Source organism: Chromobacterium sp. ATCC 53434, assembly GCF_002848345.1.
Taxonomy (GTDB): Bacteria; Pseudomonadota; Gammaproteobacteria; order Burkholderiales; family Chromobacteriaceae; genus Chromobacterium.
In genome coordinates this window covers 3,254,661-3,279,733 of the sequence record NZ_CP025429.1, presented here as the reverse complement: position 1 = coordinate 3,279,733, position 25,073 = coordinate 3,254,661, and the positions used below count along the sequence as shown (strand labels likewise).

The window sequence follows — 25,073 nt, the reverse complement described above, 5'->3', positions numbered from 1 at the left end:
CTCCAGTTTAGTCTTTTTTAATTCTCTTAGTAGTATTGCTGATTGTCTTATGGCGGACATTGGTGCGAGCGGGACCCCGCCTGGGGCCTGGCGTGGAATCGCTGGTCGGGAGCGAATGGGGTGGGCGGCATCCGGGCTTGGGCGCCATGCCGCCGACCGTCGCGCGGAGCTTGTCCGGGAGGCAGCCCGCGAGTGCATCTGGACGAGGCGGGCAAGCGGTTTCGCTTGCCCATGTCTATCGCATGCGGTCTGCCGGCGTTCGGAGCGCTGCCTGTTCAGGACGGCGCGTGCGAGCGTATCAGCCGGAACAGCAGTTGCGGGCAGAAGCGCCGCAGATAGACGGCCACCCTTTCCTTCGGGCCGCTGACCACCGCTTCCGGCTTGCGCGCGGCGACGGCGCGCAGAATCTGGCGCGCGCACTCCGTCGCCGACATCGCGTGCTGCAGCTCGGCGTCGACCTTGCCGTAACGCCCGCCGTTGCCGGTATAGGCCTTGCTGGAGATTTCGGTGGCGATATAGCCGGGACAGATGGTGGTGACGAAGATGCCGTCGCCGAAGACCTCGGCGCGCAGGCTGTCGAAATAGCCGATCAGCGCGTGTTTGGCGGCGCAATAGCTGGAGCGCAGCGGCGTGCCTATCTTGCCGGCCACGCTGCTGACCACCACCAGATGGCCCTGTTTGCGCGCCAGCATCGCCGGCAGCACCGCCCGGGTCAGCTCCACCGCGCCGAAGTAGTTGATCTCCATCAGCGCGCGGTCCACCGCGTCGCTGGTGTCGCGCGCCAAGGACCGCTGGCTGACGCCGGCGCAGTGGACCAGGATGTCGATCGGGCCGTAGTTCTGCAGCGCGGACTGGGCGGCGTGGCGCACCTGTTCCGAATCGGTCAGGTCCAGCGGCAGCACTTCCGCGCTGGCGGCGTCGGCCAGGCATTCGCCCTGCACCTTGCGCAACTCGTCCTCGCGGCGCGCGCTGAGCAACAGGTGGGCGCCCTGCGACGCCAGTTCGCGGGCCAGGCCGGCGCCTATGCCGGACGAGGCGCCGGTGATCCAGACTCTCTTGCCTTGAAAGCTCATTGCTCTGACTCCCCGGTGATGGTCCGGAGCCGGCCGGGCGTATGCCGGCGCGGTCCGGTTTATCCTAAATGCATGTCAGACTTTATAGCACCGCCGGGGAGCGGGGGGAACGGCTGGCCGGGCGCGGCTGGCCTAAGGGTGGGGCAGCCGCGACCCGGCCGGCATGGCTGTTGCCGACCGCCGAGAGCAAGCGCCGTTCCCCGTTTTGGGCGCGGGTCGTTCCTAGCGCTTGCCGGCCGCTTCTTCGCGCCGGCGCTTGGCCTCTTCCAGCAGATAGACCTGGTAGTCGTCCAGATCGCCGTCGAAGTCGCTGACGCCGCCGCGCGACACCACCCAGAACTCGTCGCACACCGCGCGCAGCAGGGCCCGGTCGTGGCTGACCAGCATCACCGAGCCCTCGAACTCGTTCAGCGCCACGCTCAGCGCCTCGCGGGTGGCCAGGTCCAGGTGGTTGGTCGGTTCGTCCAGCAGCAGCAGATTGGGCCGCAGCCAGACGATCATGCACAGCACCAGCCGGGCCTTCTCGCCGCCGCTCATGCTGCCGACCGCCTGCTTGACCATGTCCCCGCTGAAATTGAAGGTGCCGAGGAAGTTGCGCAGGCCCTGTTCGCGGCAGTCGTTGGCCGGCGGACGCAGCTGCGCCGGGGTTTCGCGCACCAGTCTGAGCATGTGCTGCAGCGGATCGTCTTCTGGCCGCAGCACGTCCAGCTCTTGCTGCGAGAAGTAGCCGATATTCAATCCCTTGCCGCGGATGATCTCGCCGCCGGCGGCCGTCAGCGCCTCGGCCACCGTCTTCACCAGCGTGGACTTGCCCTGGCCGTTGGCGCCGAGGATGCCGATGCGCTGGCCGGCCAGCACCGAACGATTCACCCCCTTGACGATCACGGTCGGCGGCGTGTCCGCCGGAGAGCCTTCCGGCGCCGGGTAGCCGAAGGCGGCCTGCGACATCGTCAGCATCGGGTTGGGCAGGCTGCCCGGCTCCTTGAACGCGAACTGGAAGTCGGCGTCGGCCAGCACCGGCGCGATCTTCTCCATCCGTTCCAGCGCCTTGACGCGGCTTTGCGCCTGCTTGGCCTTGCTGGCCTTGGCCTTGAAGCGGTCGATGAACTTTTGCAGGTGGGCCATCTTTTCCTGCTGCTTGGCCTGGATGGCCTGCTGCAGAATCATCTGTTCGGCGCGCATGTCCTCGAACTTGCTGTAGTTGCCGCCGTAGCGCACCAGCTTGCCGTGGTCGATGTGCAGGGTGACATTGGTCACCGCGTCGAGGAATTCGCGGTCGTGGCTGATCACCACCATGGTGCCGGGGTACTGCTTGAGCCAGGCTTCCAGCCAGACCAGCGCGTCCAGGTCCAAGTGGTTGGTCGGCTCGTCCAGCAGCAAGAGGTCGGACGGGCACATCAGCGCGCGCGCCAGTTGCAGGCGCATGCGCCAGCCGCCGGAGAAGCTGTTCACCGGCTTCTGCAGCTCGGCCACGCTGAAGCCCAGGCCCAGAATCAGCGCCTGCGCCCGCGCCGGCGCGTCGTGTTCGCCGGCGTCGTTCAGCGCGGTATAGGCGTGCGCCATCCGCATATAGTCTTCGCCCGCCTCGGCTTCGGCCACTTCGCGCCGCGCCGCCAGCAAGGCGGTGTCGCCCTCCACCACGAAGTCGGTGGCGGTCTGCGAGGTTTCCGGCATGTCCTGCGCCACCTGCGCCATGCGCCATTGCGCCGGAATGGAGAAGTCGCCGCCGTCTTCGTGCAGGCTGCCGTTCAGCACGGCGAACAGCGAGGATTTGCCCGCGCCGTTGCGTCCTACCAGGCCGACCTTCTCGCCGGGATTGATGCTGACCGTCGCGCCGTCCAGCAAGACTTTGGTGCCGCGGCGCAAGGACACGTTTTTCAGAATGATCATGAGGTATAGCCGTGCTGCAAAATGATAGGGAGCGGGAGTCGGGGCTCGTCGACCGCCCGCGTCCCGACCGAATGCGATGAATGAGCCGCGCTTTCGGACATGGCCGGGGCGCGCGGGGGATTATACGCGGATGCGGCCTGCGCCCGTCGCATGAAAACGGGGCCATCGTTTTACGATGGCCCCGCTCGGCCGAGCGCTGGTCCTTGCCGGGCAGGGGCCGCGGCAATGCCGTCCGGCGCTTATTCCGGCACGTTCAACGCGTTGACGCTGTAACCGGCGTCGACGTAGGTGATCTCGCCGGTGATGCCGGACGACAGGTCGGACAGCAGGAAGGCGGCGGCGTTGCCGACTTCCTCGGTGGTCACGTTGCGGCGCAGACAGGCCTGGCTCGACGCCATGTTCAACAGTTTGGAGAAGCCGGAGATGCCGGAGGCGGCCAGCGTCTTGATCGGGCCGGCGGAAATGCCGTTGACGCGCACGCCTTCCTTGCCCAGGCTGGCGGCCATGAAGCGCACCGAGGCTTCCAGGCTGGCCTTGGCCAGACCCATCACGTTGTAGTTCGGGATCGCGCGCACCGCACCCAGGTAGGACAGGGTCAGCAGCGCGGCCTTGCGGCCCTGCATCATCGGGCGCGCGGCCTTGGCCAGCGCCGGGAAGCTGTAGGACGACACGTCGTGGGCGATCTGGAACGCCTCGCGGCTCAGCGCGTCGAGGAAATCGCCTTCCAGCGCCTCGCGCGGCGCGAAGCCGATCGAGTGCACCAGGCCGTCCAGGCCGTCCCATTCCTTGGCGAGGTCCACGAACAGCTGGTCGATCTCGGCGTCGCTCTGCACGTCGCAGCGGAATACCAGTTTGGAGCCGAAGTCGGCCGCCATCTCGCGGACGCGGTCCTCCAGCTTGTCCACCACGTAGGTGAAGGCCAGCTCGGCGCCTTCGCGGTGGCAGGCCTGAGCGATGCCATAGGCGATGGAGCGGTTGGAGATCATGCCGGTGATCAGGATTTTCTTGCCTTGCAGAAAGCCCATGTGGTGTCCTTCTCATGTAAACAGCCGCTCATTATACCGAATGCCGCGATTTTCAGCAGTCGTCGCTGGACGGGACCGCTGCGTCGCGCCGGTTGCCGCTGCGGCTGTCGCTTGCTACCATCGGGAATTAGGCAAGCATCCATATTATTTGACGAGGAAGCCATGAGCGATCTGATCCGCCACGTAACCGACGATTCTTTCGAAAACGACGTCCTGCAGGCCGATGTGCCGGTGCTGGTCGACTACTGGGCCGAATGGTGCGGCCCGTGCAAGATGATCGCCCCGATCCTGGACGAAGTGGCCAAGGAATACCAGGGCCGTCTGCAAGTGGCCAAGCTGAACATCGACCAAAACGAGCAGACTCCGCCGAAATTCGGCATCCGCGGCATCCCGACGCTGATGCTGTTCAAGGACGGCCAAGTCGCCGCCACCAAGGTCGGCGCGCTGTCGAAGAGCCAGCTGACGGCCTTCATTGACAGCCAACTGTAAAGCGTCTATTCTCCACGCACAATCTTCCAAGGCGGGTGGCATAAAATAGCCGCCCGCTTCATTTACGCTTCCACACCCCCGACGGCGTTCCGCCCGAATACTACCGAGTCGACCTCACGACCGCTATGCACTTATCTGACCTCAAACATCTTCATGTTTCCGAACTCGTGGAAATGGCGATTTCCAACGAGATCGAAGGCGCCAGCCGGCTGCGCAAACAGGATCTGATCTTCGCGCTTCTGAAAAACCAGGCCAAGAAGGGCGAGAGCATCTTCGGCGAGGGCACGCTGGAAGTATTGCCGGACGGCTTCGGCTTTCTGCGCAGCCCGGACACCTCGTATCTGGCCGGCCCGGACGACATCTACGTCAGCCCGTCCCAGATTCGCCGCTTCAATCTGCACACCGGCGATTCGATCGAGGGCGAGATCCGCACGCCTAAGGACGGCGAGCGCTACTTCGCGCTGGTGAAGGTGGACAAGGTCAACGGCGAGGCGCCGGAGAATTCCAAGAACAAAATTCTGTTCGAGAATCTGACGCCGCTGTTCCCGACCGAGCAGTTCAAGCTGGAGCGCGAAATCCGCGCCGAGGAAAACATCACCGGCCGCATCATCGACATGGTCGCGCCGATCGGCAAGGGCCAGCGCGCCTTGTTGGTGGCGCCGCCGAAGTCCGGCAAGACGGTGATGCTGCAGCATATCGCGCACGCGATCACCGCCAACCACCCGGAAGCGGTGCTGATCGTGCTGCTGATCGACGAGCGTCCGGAAGAAGTGACGGAAATGCAACGCTCGGTGCGCGGCGAAGTGGTGTCGTCGACCTTCGACGAACCGGCCACCCGCCACGTGCAGGTCGCCGAAATGGTGATCGAGAAGGCCAAGCGCCTGGTCGAGCACAAGAAGGACGTCGTGATCCTGCTGGACTCGATCACCCGTCTGGCGCGCGCCTACAACACCGTGGTGCCGGCTTCCGGCAAGGTGCTGACCGGCGGCGTCGACGCCAACGCGCTGCAACGCCCGAAGCGTTTCTTCGGCGCCGCGCGCAATGTGGAAGAGGGCGGCAGCCTGACCATTGTCGCCACCGCGCTGATCGATACCGGCAGCCGCATGGACGACGTGATCTACGAAGAATTCAAGGGCACCGGCAACTGCGAAATCCACCTGGATCGCCGCATGGCCGAGAAGCGCATCTTCCCGGCGTTGAACATCAACCGCTCCGGCACCCGTCGCGAGGAGCTGCTGGTGCCGCAGGACCAGCTGCAGCGCATCTGGGTGCTGCGCAAGCTGCTGTACCCGATGGACGACCTGGAGGCGATGGAATTCCTGCAGGACAAGATCAAGGCCACCAAGTCGAATCAGGCCTTCTTCGATTCGATGCGCCGCTGAGTTCGCGCCGCGCCAAACGATGCCAGACCATGCCGGTCTGGCATTTTTTTTGGTACATTGATACATGGCTTGCGCGCGCATCCGCTCCGGCCGGGCGGCGGGACAAAATCAAGGATAACGATATGTGGGCTATGGAGGCTGACGAGGCTGCCGAGCGGATCGCCCGGCGGCTGGAGGACTATGATTTCACCGGCAGGATCGCCGATCTGCCGTACCGGCCGGTGGCGCCCGGCCTGAAATCGGCCGCGGTGCTGGTGCCGCTGGTATGGCACCCGGACGGCGCCACCGTGCTGTTCACCCGCCGCACCGACCACCTGTCCAGCCATCCGGGGCAGGTGAGCTTTCCCGGCGGCAAGATGGAGGCCGGCGACGGTTCGGCCGAGGCGGCGGCGCTGCGCGAGGCGCGCGAGGAGACCGGCCTGGCCGAATCCTCGGTGCGGGTGCTGGGCCGCTTGCCCGATTACGTGACGGTGACCGGCTACGTGGTGGCGCCGGTGGTCGGGATGTTGCGGCCGCCGCTGGCGCTGGCGCCGGAGCCGGGCGAGGTGGCCGAGGTGTTCGAGGTGCCGCTGCCGCTGCTGCTGGATCAGGCCGCCTACAGCCGCCACGATTATGTGCGCGATGGCGCGGCCGGCCAGTATCTGGCGCTGGAATGGCGCCGGCACACGATATGGGGCGCGACCGCGGCGATGCTGTGGATGCTGGCCGACGCGCTGGCCTAGCCGTCGACAAAACCGCTGATCCCGCGTTGCGCCTCCTGGCCGTACTATGCGTACTGTCTGCGTCGGCGCGCCTTGGCTCAGCGGTTTTGTCGGCGGCTGTCGATCCGGGATGAGATTCCGTCGATGGCTGTCCGCTGCCGTCCGCCGGGCTCAGCTCAGGGCGTGTCCTGGTCGCACAGTATGATGTTGCGGCCGGCCAGCTTGGCCTCGTACAGCAGGCGGTCGGCGCGCGACACCATCAGCGTCGGCGTGTCGTTGGGCCGCCAGTCGGTGACGCCGCCGCTGAAGGTGATGCGCTGCTCGACGAAGGGGAAGGTGGTGTGGGTCAGCGCCATCTGCATCCGCAGCATCACCTTGTGCGCGTCGCGCAGCCGGGTGTACGGGAAGATCACCATGAACTCCTCGCCGCCGATGCGGGCGTTGATGTCGGTGTTGCGGGTGGTGTCGCGCAGCGCGTTGGCCACCGCCACCAGCACGTCGTCGCCGGCCTGGTGGCCGTGCTGGTCGTTGAATTTCTTGAAGTGGTCGATATCGAAGACGGCGATCGCCATCGTCTGGCCGTAGCGCTCGCAGCGGCTGATCTCGTCCTTCAGCGCCATGTCGGCGTGGCGGCGGTTGTACAGCCGGGTCAGCGGGTCGGTCACCGCCATCTCGGCCAATTGCAGATTGCTCTGGTGCAGCTGCTGCTCCAGCAGCTTGCGGCCGGAGATGTCGTACAGCGCGATCAGCGACGACGGGTGGCTGTCGCTGCTCAGCCGCTGCACCGACACGATGGCCCACAGCCGGCTGCGGTCTTCCAGCTCCAGCTCCACCTCGCGCTGCAGCACGTCCTCGTCCTCCAGCAGCCATTGCTCGACCGGCTGCAGTTTCAGCGGCAGGTTCAATTCGTGGCTGGCGTTTTCGCCGGACGTTCTCGGCGGCAGCCGCAGCAGCTCGCGCGCCGGCGTGTTGGCGTGGCGGATGCGGCGGGTCTGCGGATTGACCAACAGCAGCGCCAGCGGCGCGATGTCCAGGATCAGCCGCGCCTGCTCCTCGCTCTGGCGTATCCGTTCGCTGCCGCGCAGCAGCAACTGGTGCTGGTTCAGATTGGACAGGTGCTTGCGCAGCGCCAGCAAGGTCAGCGCGGCGACGAAGAGCCAGCCGGGTAGCGCCAGCCAGGCCTTGTCCCAGACGTAGCGGGTGAAGTCCTGGCGTGAAATGCCGACCGCCACCTGGAACGGATAATTGCCGGTCTGGCGCACGCTGTACAGCCGTATCGTGCCGTCGAAACTGGAGGCGGCGCTGAACAGCATCTGGCTGGCATCGCGCGACAGCATCACGTGCGGCTGCAGCGGGCGGTAGCTTTGCGGATCGCGCCCGGCCACCTGCGGCCAGCGGGCCACAGTCAGCTGACGCTGGTCCAGCACCAGGATTTCGCCGTGCTCGCCGACGGTCAGCCGGCTGACCTCGTCCTGGAAGAAATTGTGATTGATCAGGCCGGTCGCCATGCCGATCAGGCTGCCATCGTGGTCGTACAGCTTGTTGGCCAGCACGATGCCGCCCTCGGTCGGGCTGTGGGTGACGGTGGTGTAACTGCCTTCCTGCGGCTCCACCCGGTGCAGCCAGCGACAGAACTCGTTGTGGCGCGCGCGAGGCGCGCTCTTGTGGTCGCTGCTGAAAATGGTCTGGCAGGCGGTGTCGACGATTTCGATCTGGCTCAGGTACGGCGCCAGCTGCAACTGCTGCTGCAGCTTCTGCTCCAGGCTCTGCTGCGCCTCCGGCGCCAGCCCGCCGCTGCGCAGCAGCTTTTGCACCTCGGGTATCTGATTGCTGCTTTGCAGGATCAGGCCGGCCTCGTGTATGCCGGCGCTGAGGCGTTCGGCCAGCAGCTGGCTCAGGCCGCTGGCCTGGTGGCCGGCCTCGTTCTCCACCTGGCGGTAGCTGACCGCCAGATCCAGCAGCACCAGCGCGATGGTGACGAGCAGGAACAGCGCGGCCCCCCATTTGGCATGGCGGGCCGAGCGTGTGCCGAGTCTGCGGTGCGTCATTTCCATATCGTGCAAAAGGCTATGCTTGGCTGATGAAAGGCATCACTCCAGTATGACAGCTTAAAGCCCGTTTCAAGTCTTTTTTCAATGTCCGGCCAGGCGCTTACAGCGCGAAGCGCATCGACAGATCCAGCGCGCGCACGTCCTTGGTCAGCTTGCCGACCGAGATGCGGTCGACGCCGGTGGCGGCGATCGCGCGCACGCCGTCCAGATCGATGCCGCCGGACGCCTCCAGTTGGGCGCGGCCGGCGTTCAGCTGCACGGCGGCGCGCATCTGCTCGGTCGTCATATTGTCCAGCAGAATCAGCGCGACGCCGTGGCTCAGCGCCTCGTCCAGCTGGGACAGCGTTTCCACCTCGACCTGCAGCGTGACGCCGGGCGGCAGGTCGCGGCGGGCTTCGGCCAGCGCGGCGGCGATGCCGCCGGCGGCCATGATGTGGTTTTCCTTGATCAGCACGCCGTCGAACAGGCCGATGCGCTGGTTGTCGCCGCCGCCGACGGTGACGGCGTACTTCTGCGCCAGCCTGAGGCCGGGAATGGTCTTGCGGGTGTCCAGAATGCGGGCGCGGTGGCCGGCGACGGCGTCGACGTAGCGGCGGGTCTCGCTGGCGGCGCCGGACAACAGTTGCAGGAAGTTCAGCGCGCTGCGCTCGGTGGTCAGCAGCGCGCGGGCCGGGCCGCTTATCCGGCACAGCTCGCTGCCGGCGGTCGCCCGCTCGCCTTCTGCGACCTGCCATTCGACCCGGCAGCGGGCGTCCACCTGGCGGAAGCATTCGTCGAACCAGGCCTGGCCGCAGATCACGCCGTCCTCGCGCGTGATCACGCGGGCGGCGCCCGGCTTGTCGGCGGGAATCAGCCGCGCGGTCCAGTCGCATTGGCCTATGTCTTCGGCCAGGGCCTGGCCGACTTGCTGGGCGATCAGGTGAAACGGGGGCAGGGCGGGCATATCGGTCTCCATCCAAAAGCGTATTGTAAACGGGGCGCGGCCAAAATGGCGCGTTTCGACGCGCGGCTCTGGTATGCTGGAGGCCGTTCGATAGCAATCTCAATGTCATGGATTTGTCGGCTTCTATGTTCGGCGCCAGCCTGCCCTGGCTCGCCGACGGCGCGATGCTGGCCATGCTGCTCTTCGCCGCCCGCAAGGTGGCCTGGCGCGGACTGGACGCTTCGGCGCTGAACGCCTGGATGGGCGCCTGCGTGCTGGACGCGGCGATGTGGCTACTGCGCGGCGGCCTGCAGCCCGGTCTGTCGTTTCATTTGCTGGGCGCGGCGCTGTTCACCTTGCTGATGGGGCCGTGGCTGGCGCTGCTGGCGCTGGCCGCGGTGCAAGTGGCGCTGGCCGCCGGCGGCCACGCCGACTGGACGGGCCTGGGGCTGAACTGGCTGCTGACGGTGCTGCCGGCGGTGGCGTTGACCGGAGGCGCCCTGGCTCTGGCGCGTCGCTGGCTGCCGCCGCATTTCTTCGTCTACATCTTCGTCAACGGCTTCCTGGCCGGCGGCGCCAGCCTGTTCGCCGCCGCGCTGTGCGGCCTGCTGGCGCTGGGCCTGGCCGGCGCCTATCCGTGGGACGCGCTGCTGGACGAGGCGCTGCCGTATTATTTTCTGCTGTCGTGGTCGGAGGCCTTCACCACCGGTCTGTTGCTGGCGGTGCTGGTGGTCTACCGGCCGCATTGGGTGGCCACGTTCGACGATGGCCGTTATCTCGGCGACAGGCCGGGCAAGGGGTAGGGAGGAAACGATGCCGTTCGTATTGTGGAGTCTGTTGCTGGCGGCGGTGCTGCCGCTGATCTGGGCCGGCGTATCCAAGGCCGGGACGCGTTACGACAACGGCCGGCCGCGGGAGTGGGCCGGCCGGCTGGCCGGCTACCGCCAGCGCGCCAACTGGGCGCAGCAGAACGCCTGGGAGGCGCTGCCCGCGTGGACAGCGGTCGTGGTCGCGGCCTGGCTGATGAAGGTGCCGGAGGCGGCGATGAACGCCGCCGCCGCGGTCTTCGTGCTAGCCCGCGTCGCGCACGGCCTGCTGTATGTGGCGGACAAGGCCTCGCTGCGCTCGCTGGCCTGGCTGGTCGGCATGCTGGCGGGGCTCTATCTGTTCCTGCGCGCCGGCGGCGTCATCGGCCTATAGCCAGCCCTGGGCGTCGAGCGCGGCGCGGACCTGGGCCAGACCGACGGTGTGGAAGGCCTGCCAGCCGCGCTCGCGCGCGGCGCTCACGCACTCGATATTGTCGTCGAAGAAGGCGATTTGTTCGCCGGCCAGGCCCAGCGTTCGCTCGACGTGGGCGTAGATGGCGGCGTCCGGCTTGCGCAGGTGCAGCAGGTGGGAGGCGAAGGCGTCACCGAAATGCCGCAGCAGGCCGAACTCCCGTTCTATCTTGTCCCAGTGCAGCGCGTTGTTGTTGCTGAGCGCGGCCAGCGGGAAATGGCGGGACAGGCTCTCCAGCAGTTCGGCGGCGCCGGGGTAGGCGCCGGCCAGCCAGTCGGACAGCTGCTGCCGCATCTGCTGCGGCGTGATGTCCAGTTGCAGCGCGTCGACCATCGTCGCCGAGAATTCCAGCGGCGTGCATTGGCCCAGGTCCAGCCGCTCCACCGCCGGATTCTCCATCCAGAACCGCCGCGCGGCTTCCCGCTGCAGCGCGCCGCCGGACAGCCGGATCAGCGGGTCTATGCCGTTCCAGTCAACCAGCACGCCGCCCAGATCGAATACCAAAACGCTTGGTTTGCCGCTCATTGCTTCCCCTTGTCGCGAGAGTCGGCGGCAGTGTCGCCGACGATGATGACAACTGCTACAGCACCAGCGGTTCCGGCTCCAGCTCGACGCCGAAGCGTTCCCGCACCGTCCGCTGGACCTTCTGCGCCAGCGCGCGCATCTGGGCGCCGCTGGCCTGGCCGTGGTTGACCAGCACCAGCGCCTGCCTGTCGTGCACGCCGGCGTCGCCGTCGCGGTAACCCTTCAGCCCGCACTGGTCTATCAGCCAGCCGGCGGCCAGCTTGACCCGGCCATCGGCGGCCGGATAGTGCGGCAGCGCCGGGTGGCGTTCCAGCAGCGAGGCGGCCTGGGACGCGTCGACGACGGGATTCTTGAAGAAACTGCCGGCATTGCCCAGCCGGGCCGGGTCCGGCAGCTTGCTCTGGCGGATGGCGATCACCGCGCGGGCGACGTCGAGCGGCGTCGGTTCGGCGATGCCGAAGGCCTGCAACTGGCCGGCGATATCGCCGTAGCCGGTGCGCAGCTCGGCGCGGCGCGACAAGCGGAAGCGGACGGCGGTGACCAGCAGCCGTCCGGCCGCCTCGCGCTTGAACACGCTGTCGCGGTAAGCGAAGCGGCAGTCGGCGTTCGACAGCGTCAGCGCTTCGCCGTCCCGGTCCAGTCGCGCGCAGACGACCTCCAGCAGGTGGTCCTTGATCTCGACGCCGTAGGCGCCGATGTTCTGCACCGGGCCGGCGCCGACGGTGCCGGGGATCAGGCTGAGGTTTTCCAGGCCGAACCAGCCCTGCAGTAGGGCGTACTGCACGAAATCGTGCCAGTTCTCGCCGGCGGCCGCCTCGACGACGACACCGTCGTCGTCCTCGCTCAACAGGCGGATGCCGGACAGCGCCACCTTGATCACCAGGCCGGGATAGTCGCGGGTCAGCAGCAGATTGCTGCCGCCGCCCAGCCACAGTACCGGGCCCTGGCGGTACAGCGGGTGCGCGAGCAGCGCCGGGAGCTGGTCCAGGCTGGAGAGCTCGCAGAAATGGGCGGCGCGCACGGCCATGCCGAAAGTGTTGTGGGGGCGCAGATCGACGTCGGCGCGCAGCGGCAGGCTCATGGCTGGATTCCTTGGCACCGGCTCAGCCGCTTGTGGCTGGCGCGGGCCAGATAATGGGTCAGAAGCAGGGCGGCCACCGTCAGGCTGATCACCAGCGCGGTCCAGAAGCCGTATACGCCCATCCGCGGTACGATGTGGTCGGTCAGGCCCAGCAGTATGCCCAGGCCCAGGCCGACGACCCAGAACGAGGTGATGTGGATCAGCATCGGCACGGCGGTCAGCTTGTAGCCGCGCAGCGCGCCGGAGGCGATGGTCTGGGCGGCGTCGGTCAGCTGGTAGACGGCGGCGAACAGCAATAGCGTGGTGCCGGTGGCGATCACGCGCGGATCGGCGCTGTACATCTGCATGATGGGCCCGCGCAGCAGCAGCACCAGCAGCATCGCGGCGCCGGCCATCGCCAGGCCCATCAGCAGGCCGACGCCGGAGATGAAGCGCGCGGCGCGGTAGTCACCGGCGCCGGCGTGGTGGCCGACCCGCACCGACAGCGCGGTGGCGACGCTCTGCGGCAGCATATAGATGATGCTGGAGAAGTTCAGCACCGACTGGTGGGTGGCGACGACGACAGTGCCCAGCTCGGCGATCAACAGCGCGATGAAGGAAAACAGGCTGACTTCGACGAAGAAGGACAGGCCGATCGGCGCGCCCAGCCGCAGGAAGGCGGCGAAGCGGCGCCAGTCGGGGCGGGCGAGGCCGGACAGGATGCGCGTGTCGGCGAACTTCTTCTGCCAGCTGACATAGGCCAGCAGCGCCAGGCAGTTGAACCAGAACACGATGCCGGTGGCCCAGCCGCAACCGGCCCCGCCCATTTTCGGCAGGCCGAACAGGCCGTGGATCAGCATGTAGTTCAGCGGAATGTTCAGCGCCAGCGCGAGCAGGCTGACCACCATGATGGCCTTCGGATGGCCGAGGCTGGACGCGTAGGCGTGCAGCGCCCGGTGCGCCATCGCCGCCGGCATGCCGACCGCCGCGCCGGTGATGAACAGCATGGTCTTGTCGACGACGGCCGGCGGCAGTTGCAGCCAGTGGCGCAGCGCCGGCTCCAGCGCCAGCATCGCGGCGGCGCCCAGCGAGCCCAGCAGCAGGCCGAACCACAGGCCCTGGGCGGCGTCGCGGCCGAAGGCGCGCCGATCGCCGGAGCCCAGGTGGTGGGACAGTATCGGATTGAGCGCGGCGACGACGCCCATCAGCGTCACATAGACGGTGATGAACACGCTGGCGCCGAGCGAGACCGCGGCCAAGTCATCGGTGCCGACGCGGCCGGCCATGACGGTGTCGACGAAGCCGGTGGCGACCTGGGCGATCTGGGCCACCATCATCGGCAGCGCCAGACGGGCGATCTGGCGCGTTTCGGCCAGGATGTCGGCGCGCGAGGCGCGATTGAGTTCAAACAGCATGCGGCGGTGCGGATTCGGGGCGGAAAGTGCTGATTATAGCCGCCCCGGGCGCCTATTGTCTGCGTGCCGACTGCTTGGATGGCCGGGCGGGGGCGGCGATGGGACGGGGCAGCGCCACCCACTCTTCGGAGGCGGGCGAGTCCGCCAGTTCCACGCTATCGCCGGCGATATACACTTTGGAGACTTTGCCGTCGAACAACGCCGGCTGTCGGAGCACCGAGCGGACTTCGGAGTAGGTGATCGGCTCGTAGCTGTTCTGGAAACGGCGTTGCTGCGCCTGCCAGGGTTTCTGCCGTATCGATTCGATATCCATTTTCCCCGCGCCGGGGGCGTTCCAGGCAATGGCGATTTCCGCGCCTTGAGCGGCGAAGAATGCCAGGCCCAGTTTGCTGGTGTTGCGGAAGAAGTGCTTGATGAACAGTTCCGACAAATCCAGCAGGTCCTGAAAGCCCAGCGTGTGCTTGCCCAACGCGGCGACGACGCTCTCGGCGTCCTTGCAGCCGCAGCTATGGATCAGGTACAGCAAGGTATTGACCGTGGTTTCGGTGCGGCAGCCGCCGCTGGTGTTTTTCAGCACGAAGCGGGTGGCGACGGCGGCGCGCTCTTCTCGCGGCACGTCGGCCAAGAGTTTGCCGAGGCGGACGAACGGGTCCAGCCGCTGGTGGTGCGCGCCCAGATAGTCCGCCCAGGCCTGGATGATGGGCGGAGTCGGTTTCGGCGCGCGTTTTGCCAGTTTCCCGGCGGCGGCGGCGCTGATGTGGCGGCTGAACTCCTGGATCAGTTTGTGGGGCGCGATGCTGTGCGTGGCGTCGCTACGGCTGTAATGGACGATGCCCAGTTGCCGGTTGTAGTTGGCGATGGTGGCGACGTTCTGCATGTCCAGCTCGCCGCGGACGAAACGGGACAGTTGCATCTGGGCGTCGCTCAGGCCATACAGGGCCACCGCTTGGTTCCGTCGCGTCGGCGAAGCGTTGACCGCGCCGTCGCCGACCTGGAACAGCAGCGATTGAAAGCGAGCCTGCGGTGGGACCGGCCGCAGGACGGCTTGCGGGTGGTCCGGCATGGCCACGCAGCGATTGGAGGCGCGGACGAGATGCTGGCCCAAGCCTATTTGCGGCGGAGTCCGGGGGGACGAGGCGGGAGAGGCGGCGGGCGCGGGGGTGGAAAACGAGGCTTTGGCGGCGATGGGCATGGACGAGGACTCGGGTAGCTTGATTGCTGCGATTCTCGTCCAGCCGTCGGGGAGGCGGCTTGCAGAATTCAACCGGCGAGGTTTTCGCGGCCGCCTGGTCGGACCGGGCCTCGGCATCGCCAAGGCCTGCTCCCGCCGCCTCGCATCGGGTCTAGGCGGCGGGTTTCGCTTGTGCCGCTATTGTCCGGCGGCTAGCCGATATCGTGAATAGGCTCTCAGAGCCTGTTTACGATCTTTTTCCGAGCAGCGCAGGCCAGCCAGCAGGCCAGATGCAAGGCGGAGGGCGTAGGCCTTGGTGATTCCAAGGCCTAGCCTGACAACGCGGCAGATGGCCTGCTGGCTGGCCTGCCCTTCGGGACGGTTTTCTGCCGGCGCATGGCTTTGTCAAACGTCCCTTGCAGTGAACGACACTGCCGCGGGCCGTTTTTCGTGCCCTGCATCCGGCAGAATACTGTCGATGCCGCAAAAAGATCGTAAACAGGCTCTCAGAAGCGCACCGGCGGATCGCGGCGCAGATCGCAGCTGATGATCAGGACGTCGCCGAAGCGGGTGTTGATCGCCAGCGCGTCGGCGAGGCTGATGTCGCGCACGGTCAGCTGCTGCGGATGATGGTCGATGTCATAGCCCTGGTCGCGGGCGAAGGCGGCGAGGTCGCGCAGCGAGTTGTCGTCGCTGCTGGACAGGGGGGTGGCGCTCAAGCTGCCACAGAGGGGGCGAGGTCTTCCCACGGCGTCAAAAATCGCAAAAGAAAAGTCGGTATAGCTGTCTTGCAGGCAGTCGTACATTGTCGTTCTCCCGGGTTCGGTCGCGCTGTGCGTGCCGAGCGGGGAACGCCGGCGACGCTTTAGCAGGATTTTTCGGCGCCCTGCAAGTTGTCATTAACTCGGCGCCTGCGACGACTGGACCCTGGCCTGCGGGAGACGATGCCGGCCAGCGATGAAAAAACCCGCTGGCCATCAAGCGCAAGCGGGTTTGTCCGTATACGCTTTAGCTGGCATTTATCAAGCGCCCGCAAGCTGTGTCAAATCGGCGCATGGGTGTTAGATTATGCCGCTGGCAGCGGGCTGTCAACCCTGGGCCTCGGCGTCGCGGGCCGGCTGTTCCGGCGCGTTTTCTATCAGCCGGTAGCCGACGCCGGTCTCGGTGACGATGTGGCGCGGCATCGCCGGATTGTCTTCCAGCTTCTGCCGCAGATGGCCCATATAGACCCGCAGGTACTGGTTGTGCTCGGAGAACGACGGCCCCCACACCGCCAGCAACAGCTCGCGGTGGGTGATCACCTTGCCGGCGTTGCGGATCAGCGTGGCCAGCAGCCGGTATTCGATCGGCGTCAGATGCACCGGCGTTTCGCCCTTGCGCACCAGCCGGTTCACCAGGTCGATGCGGATGTCGCCGAACTGGAAGTTCTGCTGGGCCGCGGCGCTGCCGTGGATGCGGCGGCGCAGCAGCACGCGGATGCGCGCCAGGCATTCGGCGACGCCGAAGGGCTTGGTCAGATAGTCGTCGGCGCCGGCGTCCAGCGCCGCCACCTTCTCGGTCTCCTGCGTGCGGGCCGACAGCACCAGTATCGGGATGTCGCTCCACTCGCGCAGGCTCTTGATCACGTCTATGCCGTTCATGTCGGGCAGGCCGAGGTCCAGTATCACCAGATCCGGTTTGCGGGTGGCCGTCTCGATCTGGCCCTGCTTGCCGGTCTCGGCCTCGTAGACGGTCAGCCTCTCCTCCTCCAGCGCCGCCGACAGGAAGCGGCGTATCGGCTTTTCGTCCTCGATGATCACTACGGAAATGGGGGCGTCGTTCATGTCTTGTCGCTCTTGTGGTTTCAGGCGTCGTCCGGCGGCAGCGCGGGCGGCGCGCCGGCCGGCAGGGTGAAGGAGAAGCGGGCGCCGTGCGGATGGACGTTGCCGGCTTCTATCGTTCCGCCGTGGTTTTCTATGATGGCGCGGCAGATCGCCAGCCCCAGGCCCACGCCCGGCGTCGTCGATTCCGGCGCGCCGCGCGAGAACTTGTCGAAGGCCTTGTGTTCCATATTGGCCGGCAGGCCGGGGCCGTCGTCGCTGACGGCGATGCGGACCTTGTCGCCGTCGTGGCGGGCGGCCAGCTCGATCACCGAGCCCGCCGGCGTGTACTTGCCGGCGTTCTCCAGCAGATTGACCAGCACCCGCTCTATCAGCACCGCGTCGTATTCCAGCACCGGCAGGTCGCGCTCCAGCTTCAACGCCAGCCGGTGCCGGGACAGGCTGCGCTCGCAGGCGCGCACCGCGCTGCCGACCACCTCGTCCAACAACTGCCATTCCTTGTTCAGCTTGACGCCGGATTGCAGCCTGGCCATGTCCAAGAGATTGGTCACCAGCTTGTTCATCCGCAGCGCCTCGTCCTGTATCGACTGCGCCACCTCGGCCTGCTGCTCCTGCGGCAGGCTGGGCGAATTCAGCAGATTGGCCAGGCCCAGCATCGTCGTCAGCGGCGTGCGCAGATCGTGGGAAACCACCGACAGCACGCTGTTGCGCAGCCGCTCGGACTCCATCGCGACGATGGCGTCCTGCGCCACCTCGACGTAGTGCACCCGCTCCAGCGCCAGCGCGATCTGCGCGGCGCAGGTTTCCAGCAGCCGCTGCTGCTCCGGCAGGAAGGCCTGTATCGTTTCTTCCGGCAGCAGCGCGATCACGCCGCGGGTGCGCATCGGCGCCCGCAGCGGCACGTAGAGCGCGGCGTTGGACGGCAGCGTGTTGGTGCCGAGGCCGGCCGGCTGCAGATTGTCGAACACCCATTGCGCGACGCCGGTGTCGGCGTCGCTGCCGGCCTCGGTGGCGGCGCGCAGCTGGTCCTCGCTATTGGGGATGAACAGCATCACCCGGGCGCGGAACAGCGGCTCCAGCCGGCCGACGGCGGTTTCTATGATTTGCGACGCCGTCAGCGCGCCGGCCAGCTCGCGTCCCAGATCGTACAGCGCGCGGGTGCGGCGTTCGCGGTAGGTGGCGATGGTGGCCTCGAAGCGGAAGCGGGCGGTCAGCTGGCTGATGATCAACGCCACCGACAGCATCACGATGAAGGTCAGCAGATACTGGGTATCGGACACCGCGAACGACAGCTGCGGCGGCACGAAGAAGAAGTCGAAGGCCGCCACCGACAGGAAGGACGCCAGCACGCCGGGGCCGCGGCCGTAGCGGGTGGCGATCAGCACCACGGCCAGCAGGTGGACCATGATGACGTTGGACAGCGCGAAGTAGGGCACCAAGAGGTGGTTCAGCGCGGTGGTGGCGAAGCAGGCGGCCGCGGCGGCGACATAGCCGCGGCGGGTGTGGCTGGATTCGTTGTCGCCGAACAAGAGGCTGCTGACCCGCTTGCCGCGCCGCGTCTCGGCCTCTTCCTCCAGCTCGTGGGCGACGACGAAGATGTCGACGTCGCCGGACAGCCGGGTCAGCTCGTTGACCAGCGAGCCCTGCCACAGCCGCGCCAGCGCGCTGCGCGCCGATTTGCCGACCACCAGCTTGGACACGTTGCGGGTGCGGGCGTAGGCCAGCAGCGTGGCGGGCAGCGCGCTGCCGCCGAGCACCGTGGTCTCGGCGCCGAGCTCCTGCGCCAGCTTCAGGCCCTTCAATATCCGCGCGCGCTGCTCCTCGGGCAGCCGTTGCAGCCTCGGCGTCTCGACGTAGACGGCTATCCAGTCGGCGTCCAGGCTGGCGGCCAGCCGCTTGGCGCTGCGGATCAGCTTCTCGGTGCCCGGTCCCGGGCCGACGCAAACCAACAGCCGTTCGCGCGCGTGCCAGACCGGCTTGATCGACTGGTCGGCGCGGTAGGCGCGCATCTGCGCGTCGACGCGGTCGGCGGTGCGTCTGAGCGCCAGTTCGCGCAGCGCCAGCAGATTGCCCTTGCGGAAGAAGTTTTTGACCGCGCGCTCGGCCTGCTGCGGCAGATAGACCTTGCCGGCGGCGAGGCGGGACAGCAGCTCGTCCGGCGGCAGGTCCACCAGCGAGACTTCGTCGGCCATGTCGAACACATGGTCCGGCAGCGTTTCCCTGACGATGATGCCGGTGATCTGGCCGACGACATCGTTGAGGCTCTCCAAATGCTGCACATTGAGCGTCGTATATACGTCGATGCCGGCGGCGAGCAGCTCCTCCACGTCCTGCCAGCGCTTCGGGTGGCGCGAGCCGGGGGCGTTGGAGTGGGCGAACTCGTCGATCAGGATCAACTGCGGCCTGAGTTCGAGCGCCGCGTCGATGTCGAATTCCGACAGCGCGCGGCCCTTGTACTCGATCCGGCTGGGGGAGAGGACGTCCAGCCCCGTCAGCTGGGCCGCGGTTTCCTTGCGGCCGTGGGTTTCCACGACGCCGACCAGCACCCTGATCCCTTCCTGCTGCCTGGCGCGCGCGGCGGCCAGCATCGCGAAGGTCTTGCCGACGCCGGCGCAGGCGCCGAAGAAAATCTTCAGCCGTCCGCGCTGCGCCTCCAGTTCTTCGCGTTTCAGTTCGTCCAGCAGGGCATCCGGGTCGGGGCGCTGATCGCTCATGCGGTTTTAGGCTTTCTTGGCAAGTTGGTCCAGCGCCAGATTCAGCTCCAGCACATTGACGCGCGGCTCGCCGAGGAGGCCGAAGGTCTCTCCGACGATATGCGAATCGACCAGCCTGCGCACCGCGTCTGCCGGCAGTTTACGCGCGGCGGCTACGCGGTCAAGCTGGTAATAGGCCGAGGCCACCGAGATCTCCGGGTCCAGGCCGCTGGCCGACGCCGTCACCAGGTCCACCGGCACGGGGCCGGTCTGGCTCGGGTGCGCCTTGCGCATCGCCTCGACATTGCCCTTGACCGCGGTCAGCTGGGCCGGGTTGGTCGGTCCCAGATTGGAGCCGCCGGAATTGCCGGCATTGTAAGGCATCGGACTGGTGGCCGACGGGCGGCCCCAGAAGTATTGCTCGCCGGTGAAATTCTGGCCTATCAGCCGGGAGCCGACGATCTTGCCGTCCTTCTTGATCAGGCTGCCGTTGGCCTGGGCCGGGAACACCGCCTGGGCGATGCCGGTGGTGGCCAGCGGATAGGCGAGGCCGGTGATCAGCGACAGGCCGCCGAAGACCACCAGCAGGGGACGAATGACTTTCATGATGATTTTCCTTGTCTATGCGGGCCGGTTCACACCAGGCCCAGCGCGCCCAATGCGATGTCTATCAGCTTGATGCCGGCGAACGGCACCAAGAGGCCGCCGAGGCCGTAGACCAGCAGGTTGCCGCGCAGCAGCTCGGCCGCGCTCCTGGCGTGGTACTTGACGCCCCTGAGCGCCAGCGGAATCAGGAACACGATGATGACGGCGTTGAAGATCACCGCCGACATGATGGCCGAGGCCGGGCTGTTCAGGCCCATCACGTTCAGCGCGTTCAGCTGCGGATAGGTGCTGGCGAAGGCCGCCGGGATGATGGCGAAGTACTTGGCCACGTCGTTGGCGATCGAGAAGGTGGTCAGCGAGCCGCGCGTCATCAGCATCTGCTTGCCGATCTCGACGATCTCGATCAGCTTGGTCGGATTGGAGTCCAGATCGACCATATTGCCGGCTTCCTTCGCCGCCTGCGTGCCGGTGTTCATCGCCACCGCCACGTCGGCCTGGGCCAGCGCCGGCGCGTCGTTGGTGCCGTCGCCGGTCATCGCCACCAGCTTGCCCTCGGCCTGGTGGCTGCGGATCAGCTTCAGCTTGGCCTCCGGCGTCGCCTCGGCCAGGAAGTCGTCGACGCCGGCCTCGGCGGCGATCGCGGCCGCGGTCAGCGGGTTGTCGCCGGTGATCATCACCGTTTTGATGCCCATCTGGCGCAGCTCGGCGAAGCGCTCCTTGATGCCGCCCTTGACGATGTCCTTCAGCTCGATCACGCCCAGCGCGCGGCTGCCCTCGGCTACCACGAGCGGCGTCGAGCCGCGGCGCGCCACCTCGTCAGCGCTCTTCGCCAGCGAGTCGGGGAACTGGCCGCCCTGCTCGGCGATGTGGCGGCGGATCGCGTCTATCGCGCCCTTGCGGATGCGGCGGCCGTCGTAGTCTATGCCGCTCATCCGGGTCTGCGCGGTGAACGGGATGAAGGAGGCCTCATGGCTGGCCAGCTGGCGCTCGCGCAGATTGAATTTCTGCTTGGCCAGCACGACGATGGAGCGGCCTTCCGGCGTCTCGTCGGCCAGCGACGCCAGTTGGGCGGCGTCGGCCAGGTCCTTCTCGGACACGCCCGGCGCCGGGATGAAGGCGGACGCCTGGCGATTGCCCAGCGTGATGGTGCCGGTCTTGTCCAACAGCAGCACGTCGACGTCGCCGGCGGCCTCGACGGCGCGGCCGGAGGTGGCGATCACATTGGCGCCCATCATCCGGCTCATGCCGGCCACGCCGATGGCGGACAAGAGGCCGCCTATGGTGGTCGGGATCAGGCAGACCAGCAGCGCGACCAGCGTGGTGATGCTGATCGGCGAGCCGGACTTGGCCGCGTCGACGCTGAACAGCGAAAACGGCAGCAGCGTCACGGTGACGATCAGGAAGACAATGGTCAGAGCCACCAGCAGTATCGTCAGCGCGATCTCGTTCGGCGTCTTCTGGCGCTTGGCGCCCTCCACCATCGCGATCATGCGGTCGAGGAAGGTCTCGCCCGGATTGGCGGTGATCTTGACGACGATCCAGTCGGACAGCACGCGGGTGCCGCCGGTGACCGAGGAAAAGTCGCCGCCCGATTCGCGTATCACCGGCGCCGATTCGCCGGTGATCGCCGATTCGTCGACCGAGGCGACGCCTTCGACCACCTCGCCGTCCACCGGGATCACGTCGCCGGCTTCCACCAGCGCGTAATCGCCCTTCTTCAGGCTGCTGCCGTCGACGATGCTCTTGGCCGCGCCGACGCTCGGGCCGGCCAGCTTCTTGGCCACCACATTCTTCTTCGCCGAGCGGAGGCTGGCCGCCTGGGCCTTGCTGCGGCCCTCGGCCAGCGCCTCGGCGAAATTGGCGAACAGCACGGTGAACCACAGCCACAGCGCCACGCCCAGAATGAAGCCGGACGCCGCCTCGCCGCGGCCCAGCAGCGACTGGACCCACAGCGCGGTGGTCAGGATGCTGCCGATGTAGACGACGAACATCACCGGATTGTGCCACTGGGTGCGCGGCGACAGCTTCTTGAAGGAGTCGACGATGGCCGGTTTCACCAGCGCCGGGTCGAACATCGATGTATTCGCGTTCTTGTGGCCGGACGCGGCGACTTCGTCGGCGGCCAGCAGTTTCGAATGGTTTTTGTCGTTCATTTCACGTTTCCTTGACTGACGGGCTTAGCGGGCGGCCAGCATCTGCAGGTGCTCGACCACCGGGCCCAGCGCCAGGGCTGGAACATAATTGAGGGCGCCTACCAGCAGCACGGTGCCGATCAACAGCGCGACGAACAGCGGGCCGTGGGTGGGCAGCGTGCCGCCGGTGACGGCCAGGCGCTTCTTCGCCGCCAGCGAACCGGCGATGGCCAGAATCGGCACGATCATGAAGAAGCGGCCGAAGAACATCGCGACGCCGGTCATGATGTTGTAGAACGGCGTATTGGCGGACAGGCCGGCGAAGGCGCTGCCGTTGTTGTTGGCGGCCGAGGTGAAGGCGTACAGGATCTCGCTGAAACCGTGCGCGCCCGGATTGGCGATGCCGGCCTTGCCGGCCGCCACGCTGACGGCGATGGCGGTCAGCGCCAGCACCAGCGTCGGCGTCACCAGAATGGTGATCGCCGTCATCTTCATCTCGTAAGTTTCTATCTTCTTGCCCAGGTATTCCGGCGTGCGGCCGACCATCAGGCCGGCGATGAACACCGCCAGGATCGCGAAGATCAGCATGCCGTACAGGCCGGAGCCGACGCCGCCGAACACCACCTCGCCCAGCTGCATCAGGAACATCGGCACCAGGCCGCCGACCGGGGTCAGCGAATCGTGCATCGCGTTGACGGCGCCGCAGGAGGCCGAGGTGGTCACGGCGACGAACAGCGAGGTGTCGATGATGCCGAAGCGCGCCTCCTTGCCTTCCATATTGCCGCCGGACTGCAGGGGGCTGGCGCGCTGGTCTATGTTCAGCGCCCGGTACTGCGGCGTGCCGGCCTGCTCGGCGCCGGTTTCGACGACGACGGCGGTGGCGAACATGATGGTCATCGCGGCGAGTATGGCCCAGCCCTGGCGGCGGTCGCCGACCATGCGGCCGAACAGGAAGCACAGCGCGGCCGGGATCAGGAAGATCGCGATGTCTTGCAGGAAGTTGGCCAGCGGCGTCGGGTTCTCGTACGGGTGGGCGGAGTTGGCGTTGAAGAAGCCGCCGCCGTTGGTGCCCAGCATCTTGATCGCTTCCTGCGAGGCCACCGGGCCCATCGGCAGCGTCTGCGTGCCGGAGACCTTGTCCTCCATCGCGGGCTTGCCGTCCTTGCCCAGCACCGGATTGCCGTGGGCGTCCTGCTTCGGCTGCTGGTATTTGGTGATTTCCAGCGTGTGCGCGTCCTGGTAGCCGGACAGGTTCTGGATCACGCCCTGCTGGGTGAAGACCAGCGCGAAGACCAGCGCCAGCGGCAGCAGCACGTACAGCGTCAGCCGGGTCACGTCGACCCAGAAATTGCCTATCCTGGCGCTGCTGTGGCGGGCGAAGCCGCGGATCAGCGCGATCACCACGGCGGCGCCGGTGGCGGCGGACACGAAGTTCTGCACGGTCAGGCCCAGCATCTGGGTCAGATAGCTCATCGTGGTCTCGCCGCCGTAGCCCTGCCAATTGGTGTTGGTGACGAAGGAGATGGCGGTGTTGAACGAAGAATCCGGCGAGACCGCGCCCATCGCCTGCGGATTGAAGGGCAGCATGCCCTGCAACCGCTGCAGCGCGTAGACGGCGACGATGCCCAGCAGATTGAACAGGATCAGCGCCGCCGCGTAGCCGCGCCAGCCCATTTCCTCATCCTGCCGGATGCCGGCCAGACGGTAGAAGGCGCGCTCCAGCGGCGCGAAAAAGCGTACCGGCCCGACGTTTTCCCCCTGGACGACGCGCGTCATGTACGCGCCCAGCGGCCAGGCCAGCGCGAGCAGCACGAGCAGGAACAGCCCCAGTTGGAGCATGGCGGGTGTTGTCATGATTAGAAATTCTCCGGTTTGACCAATGCGTAGATCAGATAGACAAACAGTCCGAGCGCCAACAGGGCGCTGATCAGATACCAGGCCGTCATTGCTTGTCTCCCAGTTGGTCGCAGGCCGCGATCAACAAGCAGGTCAGCGCGCCGAACAGCGCGGTGAGGCTCAGATAAAGCCAGTCCATAGTGAAAATCTCCATGCGTAATGTGCGATCTGGAAGGTACGCAAACCGGCGTCAAAAACCTGATAAAAGCGCGTGGTCCCGCATAAAGAAAATATAAAAATTATTTCCCATGGCAGTTTTTTGGCTAAATATTTCCAATCAAGACGGAATGTGCCGTTTTCTTTAGGCGGGGCGCGATATCGATGCCAGTGTCAGCGCGACGCGGCATGGCCGGCAACGGGCCGTTCGGGCGGGAAGGGGGATGTAAAGAAAAAAAGGAAGCCCGGCCTTGAGGATGGCGGAAGGCGGATGCGGGGGGCGGGGCGCCCCCGGCGTCAGGATGTCAGAACACGTCGTCGCAACGATCAGCCAGGAAACGGGCGTCGTCGCGGTCGTGCGCGCGCTGTCGCACTTTCTGCTGGCGCGATCGCTCTTCGTCGCTCAGCTGCGGCTTGGCTACTGCGTAGAGAAAGCTTTCATGTTGGTCACGAGCTTGTTTTCTGCGAACGCTCAGGGGGATACGAGAAATCATCCTGCACCTTTCGATCTCGAAACGTGGGCTTCTCAGGGGACCTGGCGGCTGGCGTGCTGTTTGGTGTCGCAAGCGGTCAGGCTGCGCCCTGACGGTATCAAGTTGACGCGGTTTGTCAGGTTTGTAAAGCACTTGGGTGTAAATCGGGGAAGGGTGTGGCGTTCCTTGTCGCTTTGTTTCAACTGAAACATAGTCGCCGCGTGTTACGACGGCGTGATGGCGCGATGAATCTTGCGCAGCCGATTCGACATATGGTTTGTGGGCATAATGTTGTAGCGAAATGGTCTAAATTGT

The 25,073-nt window shown here is 66.4% G+C and carries 22 protein-coding genes; 5 read left to right on the top strand and 17 right to left on the bottom strand.

Annotated features, from left to right (window positions below):
• Positions 1–275 precede the first annotated feature (275 nt).
• The 3 genes from CXB49_RS14615 to fabI all read right to left on the bottom strand — a co-directional run bounded on the left by CXB49_RS14615 (position 276) and on the right by fabI (position 3,988).
• Positions 276–1,073: an SDR family oxidoreductase gene (locus tag CXB49_RS14615; RefSeq protein ID WP_101709088.1), complete on the bottom strand. Its 798-nt coding sequence runs from the start codon at positions 1,071–1,073 to the stop codon at positions 276–278.
• 222 nt (positions 1,074–1,295) lie between these two features.
• A complete protein-coding gene (locus tag CXB49_RS14610) occupies positions 1,296–2,963 on the bottom strand; it encodes an ABC-F family ATP-binding cassette domain-containing protein (RefSeq protein WP_101709087.1) in 1,668 nt (555 codons plus the stop codon).
• Between the two features lie 239 nt (positions 2,964–3,202).
• Positions 3,203–3,988, bottom strand: a complete 786-nt coding sequence (fabI, locus tag CXB49_RS14605) for an enoyl-ACP reductase FabI (protein WP_101709086.1) — start codon at positions 3,986–3,988, stop codon at positions 3,203–3,205.
• 162 nt (positions 3,989–4,150) lie between these two features.
• On the opposite strand from fabI, the gene trxA reads away from it, so the two are divergent.
• From trxA to CXB49_RS14590, 3 genes are all read left to right on the top strand, one after another.
• Positions 4,151–4,477 (top strand): thioredoxin TrxA, encoded by a 327-nt coding sequence (gene trxA, locus CXB49_RS14600; protein ID WP_101709085.1) that lies wholly within the window; start codon positions 4,151–4,153, stop codon positions 4,475–4,477.
• A 125-nt stretch (positions 4,478–4,602) separates the two neighbouring features.
• The gene (gene rho / locus CXB49_RS14595; protein WP_101709084.1) at positions 4,603–5,859 is read left to right on the top strand and encodes a transcription termination factor Rho; all 1,257 of its coding nucleotides are present in this window, start codon (positions 4,603–4,605) and stop codon (positions 5,857–5,859) included.
• A gap of 122 nt (positions 5,860–5,981) precedes the next feature.
• Positions 5,982–6,581: a CoA pyrophosphatase gene (locus CXB49_RS14590; RefSeq protein WP_101709083.1), complete on the top strand. Its 600-nt coding sequence runs from the start codon at positions 5,982–5,984 to the stop codon at positions 6,579–6,581.
• A 155-nt stretch (positions 6,582–6,736) separates the two neighbouring features.
• Here CXB49_RS14590 and CXB49_RS14585 read toward each other — a convergent pair whose 3' ends face one another.
• Together CXB49_RS14585 and nadC are read right to left on the bottom strand one after the other, a co-directional pair.
• A complete protein-coding gene (locus CXB49_RS14585) occupies positions 6,737–8,608 on the bottom strand; it encodes a diguanylate cyclase (protein ID WP_158300877.1) in 1,872 nt (623 codons plus the stop codon).
• A gap of 103 nt (positions 8,609–8,711) precedes the next feature.
• Positions 8,712–9,554 (bottom strand): carboxylating nicotinate-nucleotide diphosphorylase, encoded by an 843-nt coding sequence (gene nadC, locus CXB49_RS14580; RefSeq protein WP_101709081.1) that lies wholly within the window; start codon positions 9,552–9,554, stop codon positions 8,712–8,714.
• A 125-nt stretch (positions 9,555–9,679) separates the two neighbouring features.
• Here nadC and CXB49_RS14575 point away from each other — a divergent pair, with 125 nt between their 5' ends.
• Positions 9,680–10,336 carry an energy-coupling factor ABC transporter permease gene (locus CXB49_RS14575; protein WP_233492814.1) on the top strand — a complete coding sequence of 219 codons (657 nt, stop codon included), beginning with the start codon at positions 9,680–9,682 and terminating at the stop codon, positions 10,334–10,336.
• A gap of 10 nt (positions 10,337–10,346) precedes the next feature.
• The gene (locus tag CXB49_RS14570) at positions 10,347–10,733 is read left to right on the top strand and encodes an MAPEG family protein (protein ID WP_101709079.1); all 387 of its coding nucleotides are present in this window, start codon (positions 10,347–10,349) and stop codon (positions 10,731–10,733) included.
• On the opposite strand, the gene CXB49_RS14565 is transcribed toward CXB49_RS14570, so the two are convergent.
• The 12 genes from CXB49_RS14565 to CXB49_RS23605 form a co-directional block, all read right to left on the bottom strand.
• The gene (locus CXB49_RS14565; RefSeq protein ID WP_101709078.1) at positions 10,728–11,336 is read right to left on the bottom strand and encodes an HAD family phosphatase; all 609 of its coding nucleotides are present in this window, start codon (positions 11,334–11,336) and stop codon (positions 10,728–10,730) included. The two genes, CXB49_RS14570 and CXB49_RS14565, sit on opposite strands and share 6 nt — an antisense overlap.
• 55 nt (positions 11,337–11,391) lie before the next feature.
• Positions 11,392–12,417 (bottom strand): UDP-N-acetylmuramate dehydrogenase, encoded by a 1,026-nt coding sequence (gene murB / locus CXB49_RS14560; RefSeq protein ID WP_101709077.1) that lies wholly within the window; start codon positions 12,415–12,417, stop codon positions 11,392–11,394.
• On the bottom strand, positions 12,414–13,811 hold the full coding sequence (locus CXB49_RS14555) for an MATE family efflux transporter (protein WP_101709076.1): 1,398 nt from the start codon (positions 13,809–13,811) through the stop codon (positions 12,414–12,416). Before CXB49_RS14555 ends, murB begins: the two co-directional genes overlap by 4 nt.
• A gap of 52 nt (positions 13,812–13,863) precedes the next feature.
• Positions 13,864–14,916, bottom strand: a complete 1,053-nt coding sequence (locus CXB49_RS14550) for a hypothetical protein (RefSeq protein ID WP_101709075.1) — start codon at positions 14,914–14,916, stop codon at positions 13,864–13,866.
• 572 nt (positions 14,917–15,488) lie between these two features.
• A complete protein-coding gene (locus CXB49_RS14545; protein ID WP_101709074.1) occupies positions 15,489–15,701 on the bottom strand; it encodes a hypothetical protein in 213 nt (70 codons plus the stop codon).
• A gap of 369 nt (positions 15,702–16,070) precedes the next feature.
• Positions 16,071–16,805 (bottom strand): two-component system response regulator KdpE, encoded by a 735-nt coding sequence (gene kdpE / locus CXB49_RS14540; RefSeq protein ID WP_101709073.1) that lies wholly within the window; start codon positions 16,803–16,805, stop codon positions 16,071–16,073.
• A 20-nt stretch (positions 16,806–16,825) separates the two neighbouring features.
• The gene (locus CXB49_RS14535) at positions 16,826–19,516 is read right to left on the bottom strand and encodes a DUF4118 domain-containing protein (RefSeq protein WP_101709072.1); all 2,691 of its coding nucleotides are present in this window, start codon (positions 19,514–19,516) and stop codon (positions 16,826–16,828) included.
• Between the two features lie 6 nt (positions 19,517–19,522).
• Complete coding sequence (kdpC, locus tag CXB49_RS14530) at positions 19,523–20,101, bottom strand: potassium-transporting ATPase subunit KdpC (protein WP_101709071.1); 579 nt, start codon at positions 20,099–20,101, stop codon at positions 19,523–19,525.
• A 29-nt stretch (positions 20,102–20,130) separates the two neighbouring features.
• On the bottom strand, positions 20,131–22,176 hold the full coding sequence (kdpB, locus tag CXB49_RS14525) for a potassium-transporting ATPase subunit KdpB (protein ID WP_101710723.1): 2,046 nt from the start codon (positions 22,174–22,176) through the stop codon (positions 20,131–20,133).
• 102 nt (positions 22,177–22,278) lie between these two features.
• Positions 22,279–24,087, bottom strand: coding sequence for a potassium-transporting ATPase subunit KdpA (kdpA, locus tag CXB49_RS14520; RefSeq protein WP_101709070.1), 1,809 nt, complete (start codon positions 24,085–24,087; stop codon positions 22,279–22,281).
• A gap of 2 nt (positions 24,088–24,089) precedes the next feature.
• Positions 24,090–24,179 carry a K(+)-transporting ATPase subunit F gene (gene kdpF / locus CXB49_RS14515; protein WP_021476355.1) on the bottom strand — a complete coding sequence of 30 codons (90 nt, stop codon included), beginning with the start codon at positions 24,177–24,179 and terminating at the stop codon, positions 24,090–24,092.
• Positions 24,180–24,590: 411 nt separating this feature from the next.
• The gene (locus CXB49_RS23605; protein ID WP_158300876.1) at positions 24,591–24,779 is read right to left on the bottom strand and encodes a hypothetical protein; all 189 of its coding nucleotides are present in this window, start codon (positions 24,777–24,779) and stop codon (positions 24,591–24,593) included.
• Between the last annotated feature and the right edge of the window lie 294 nt (positions 24,780–25,073).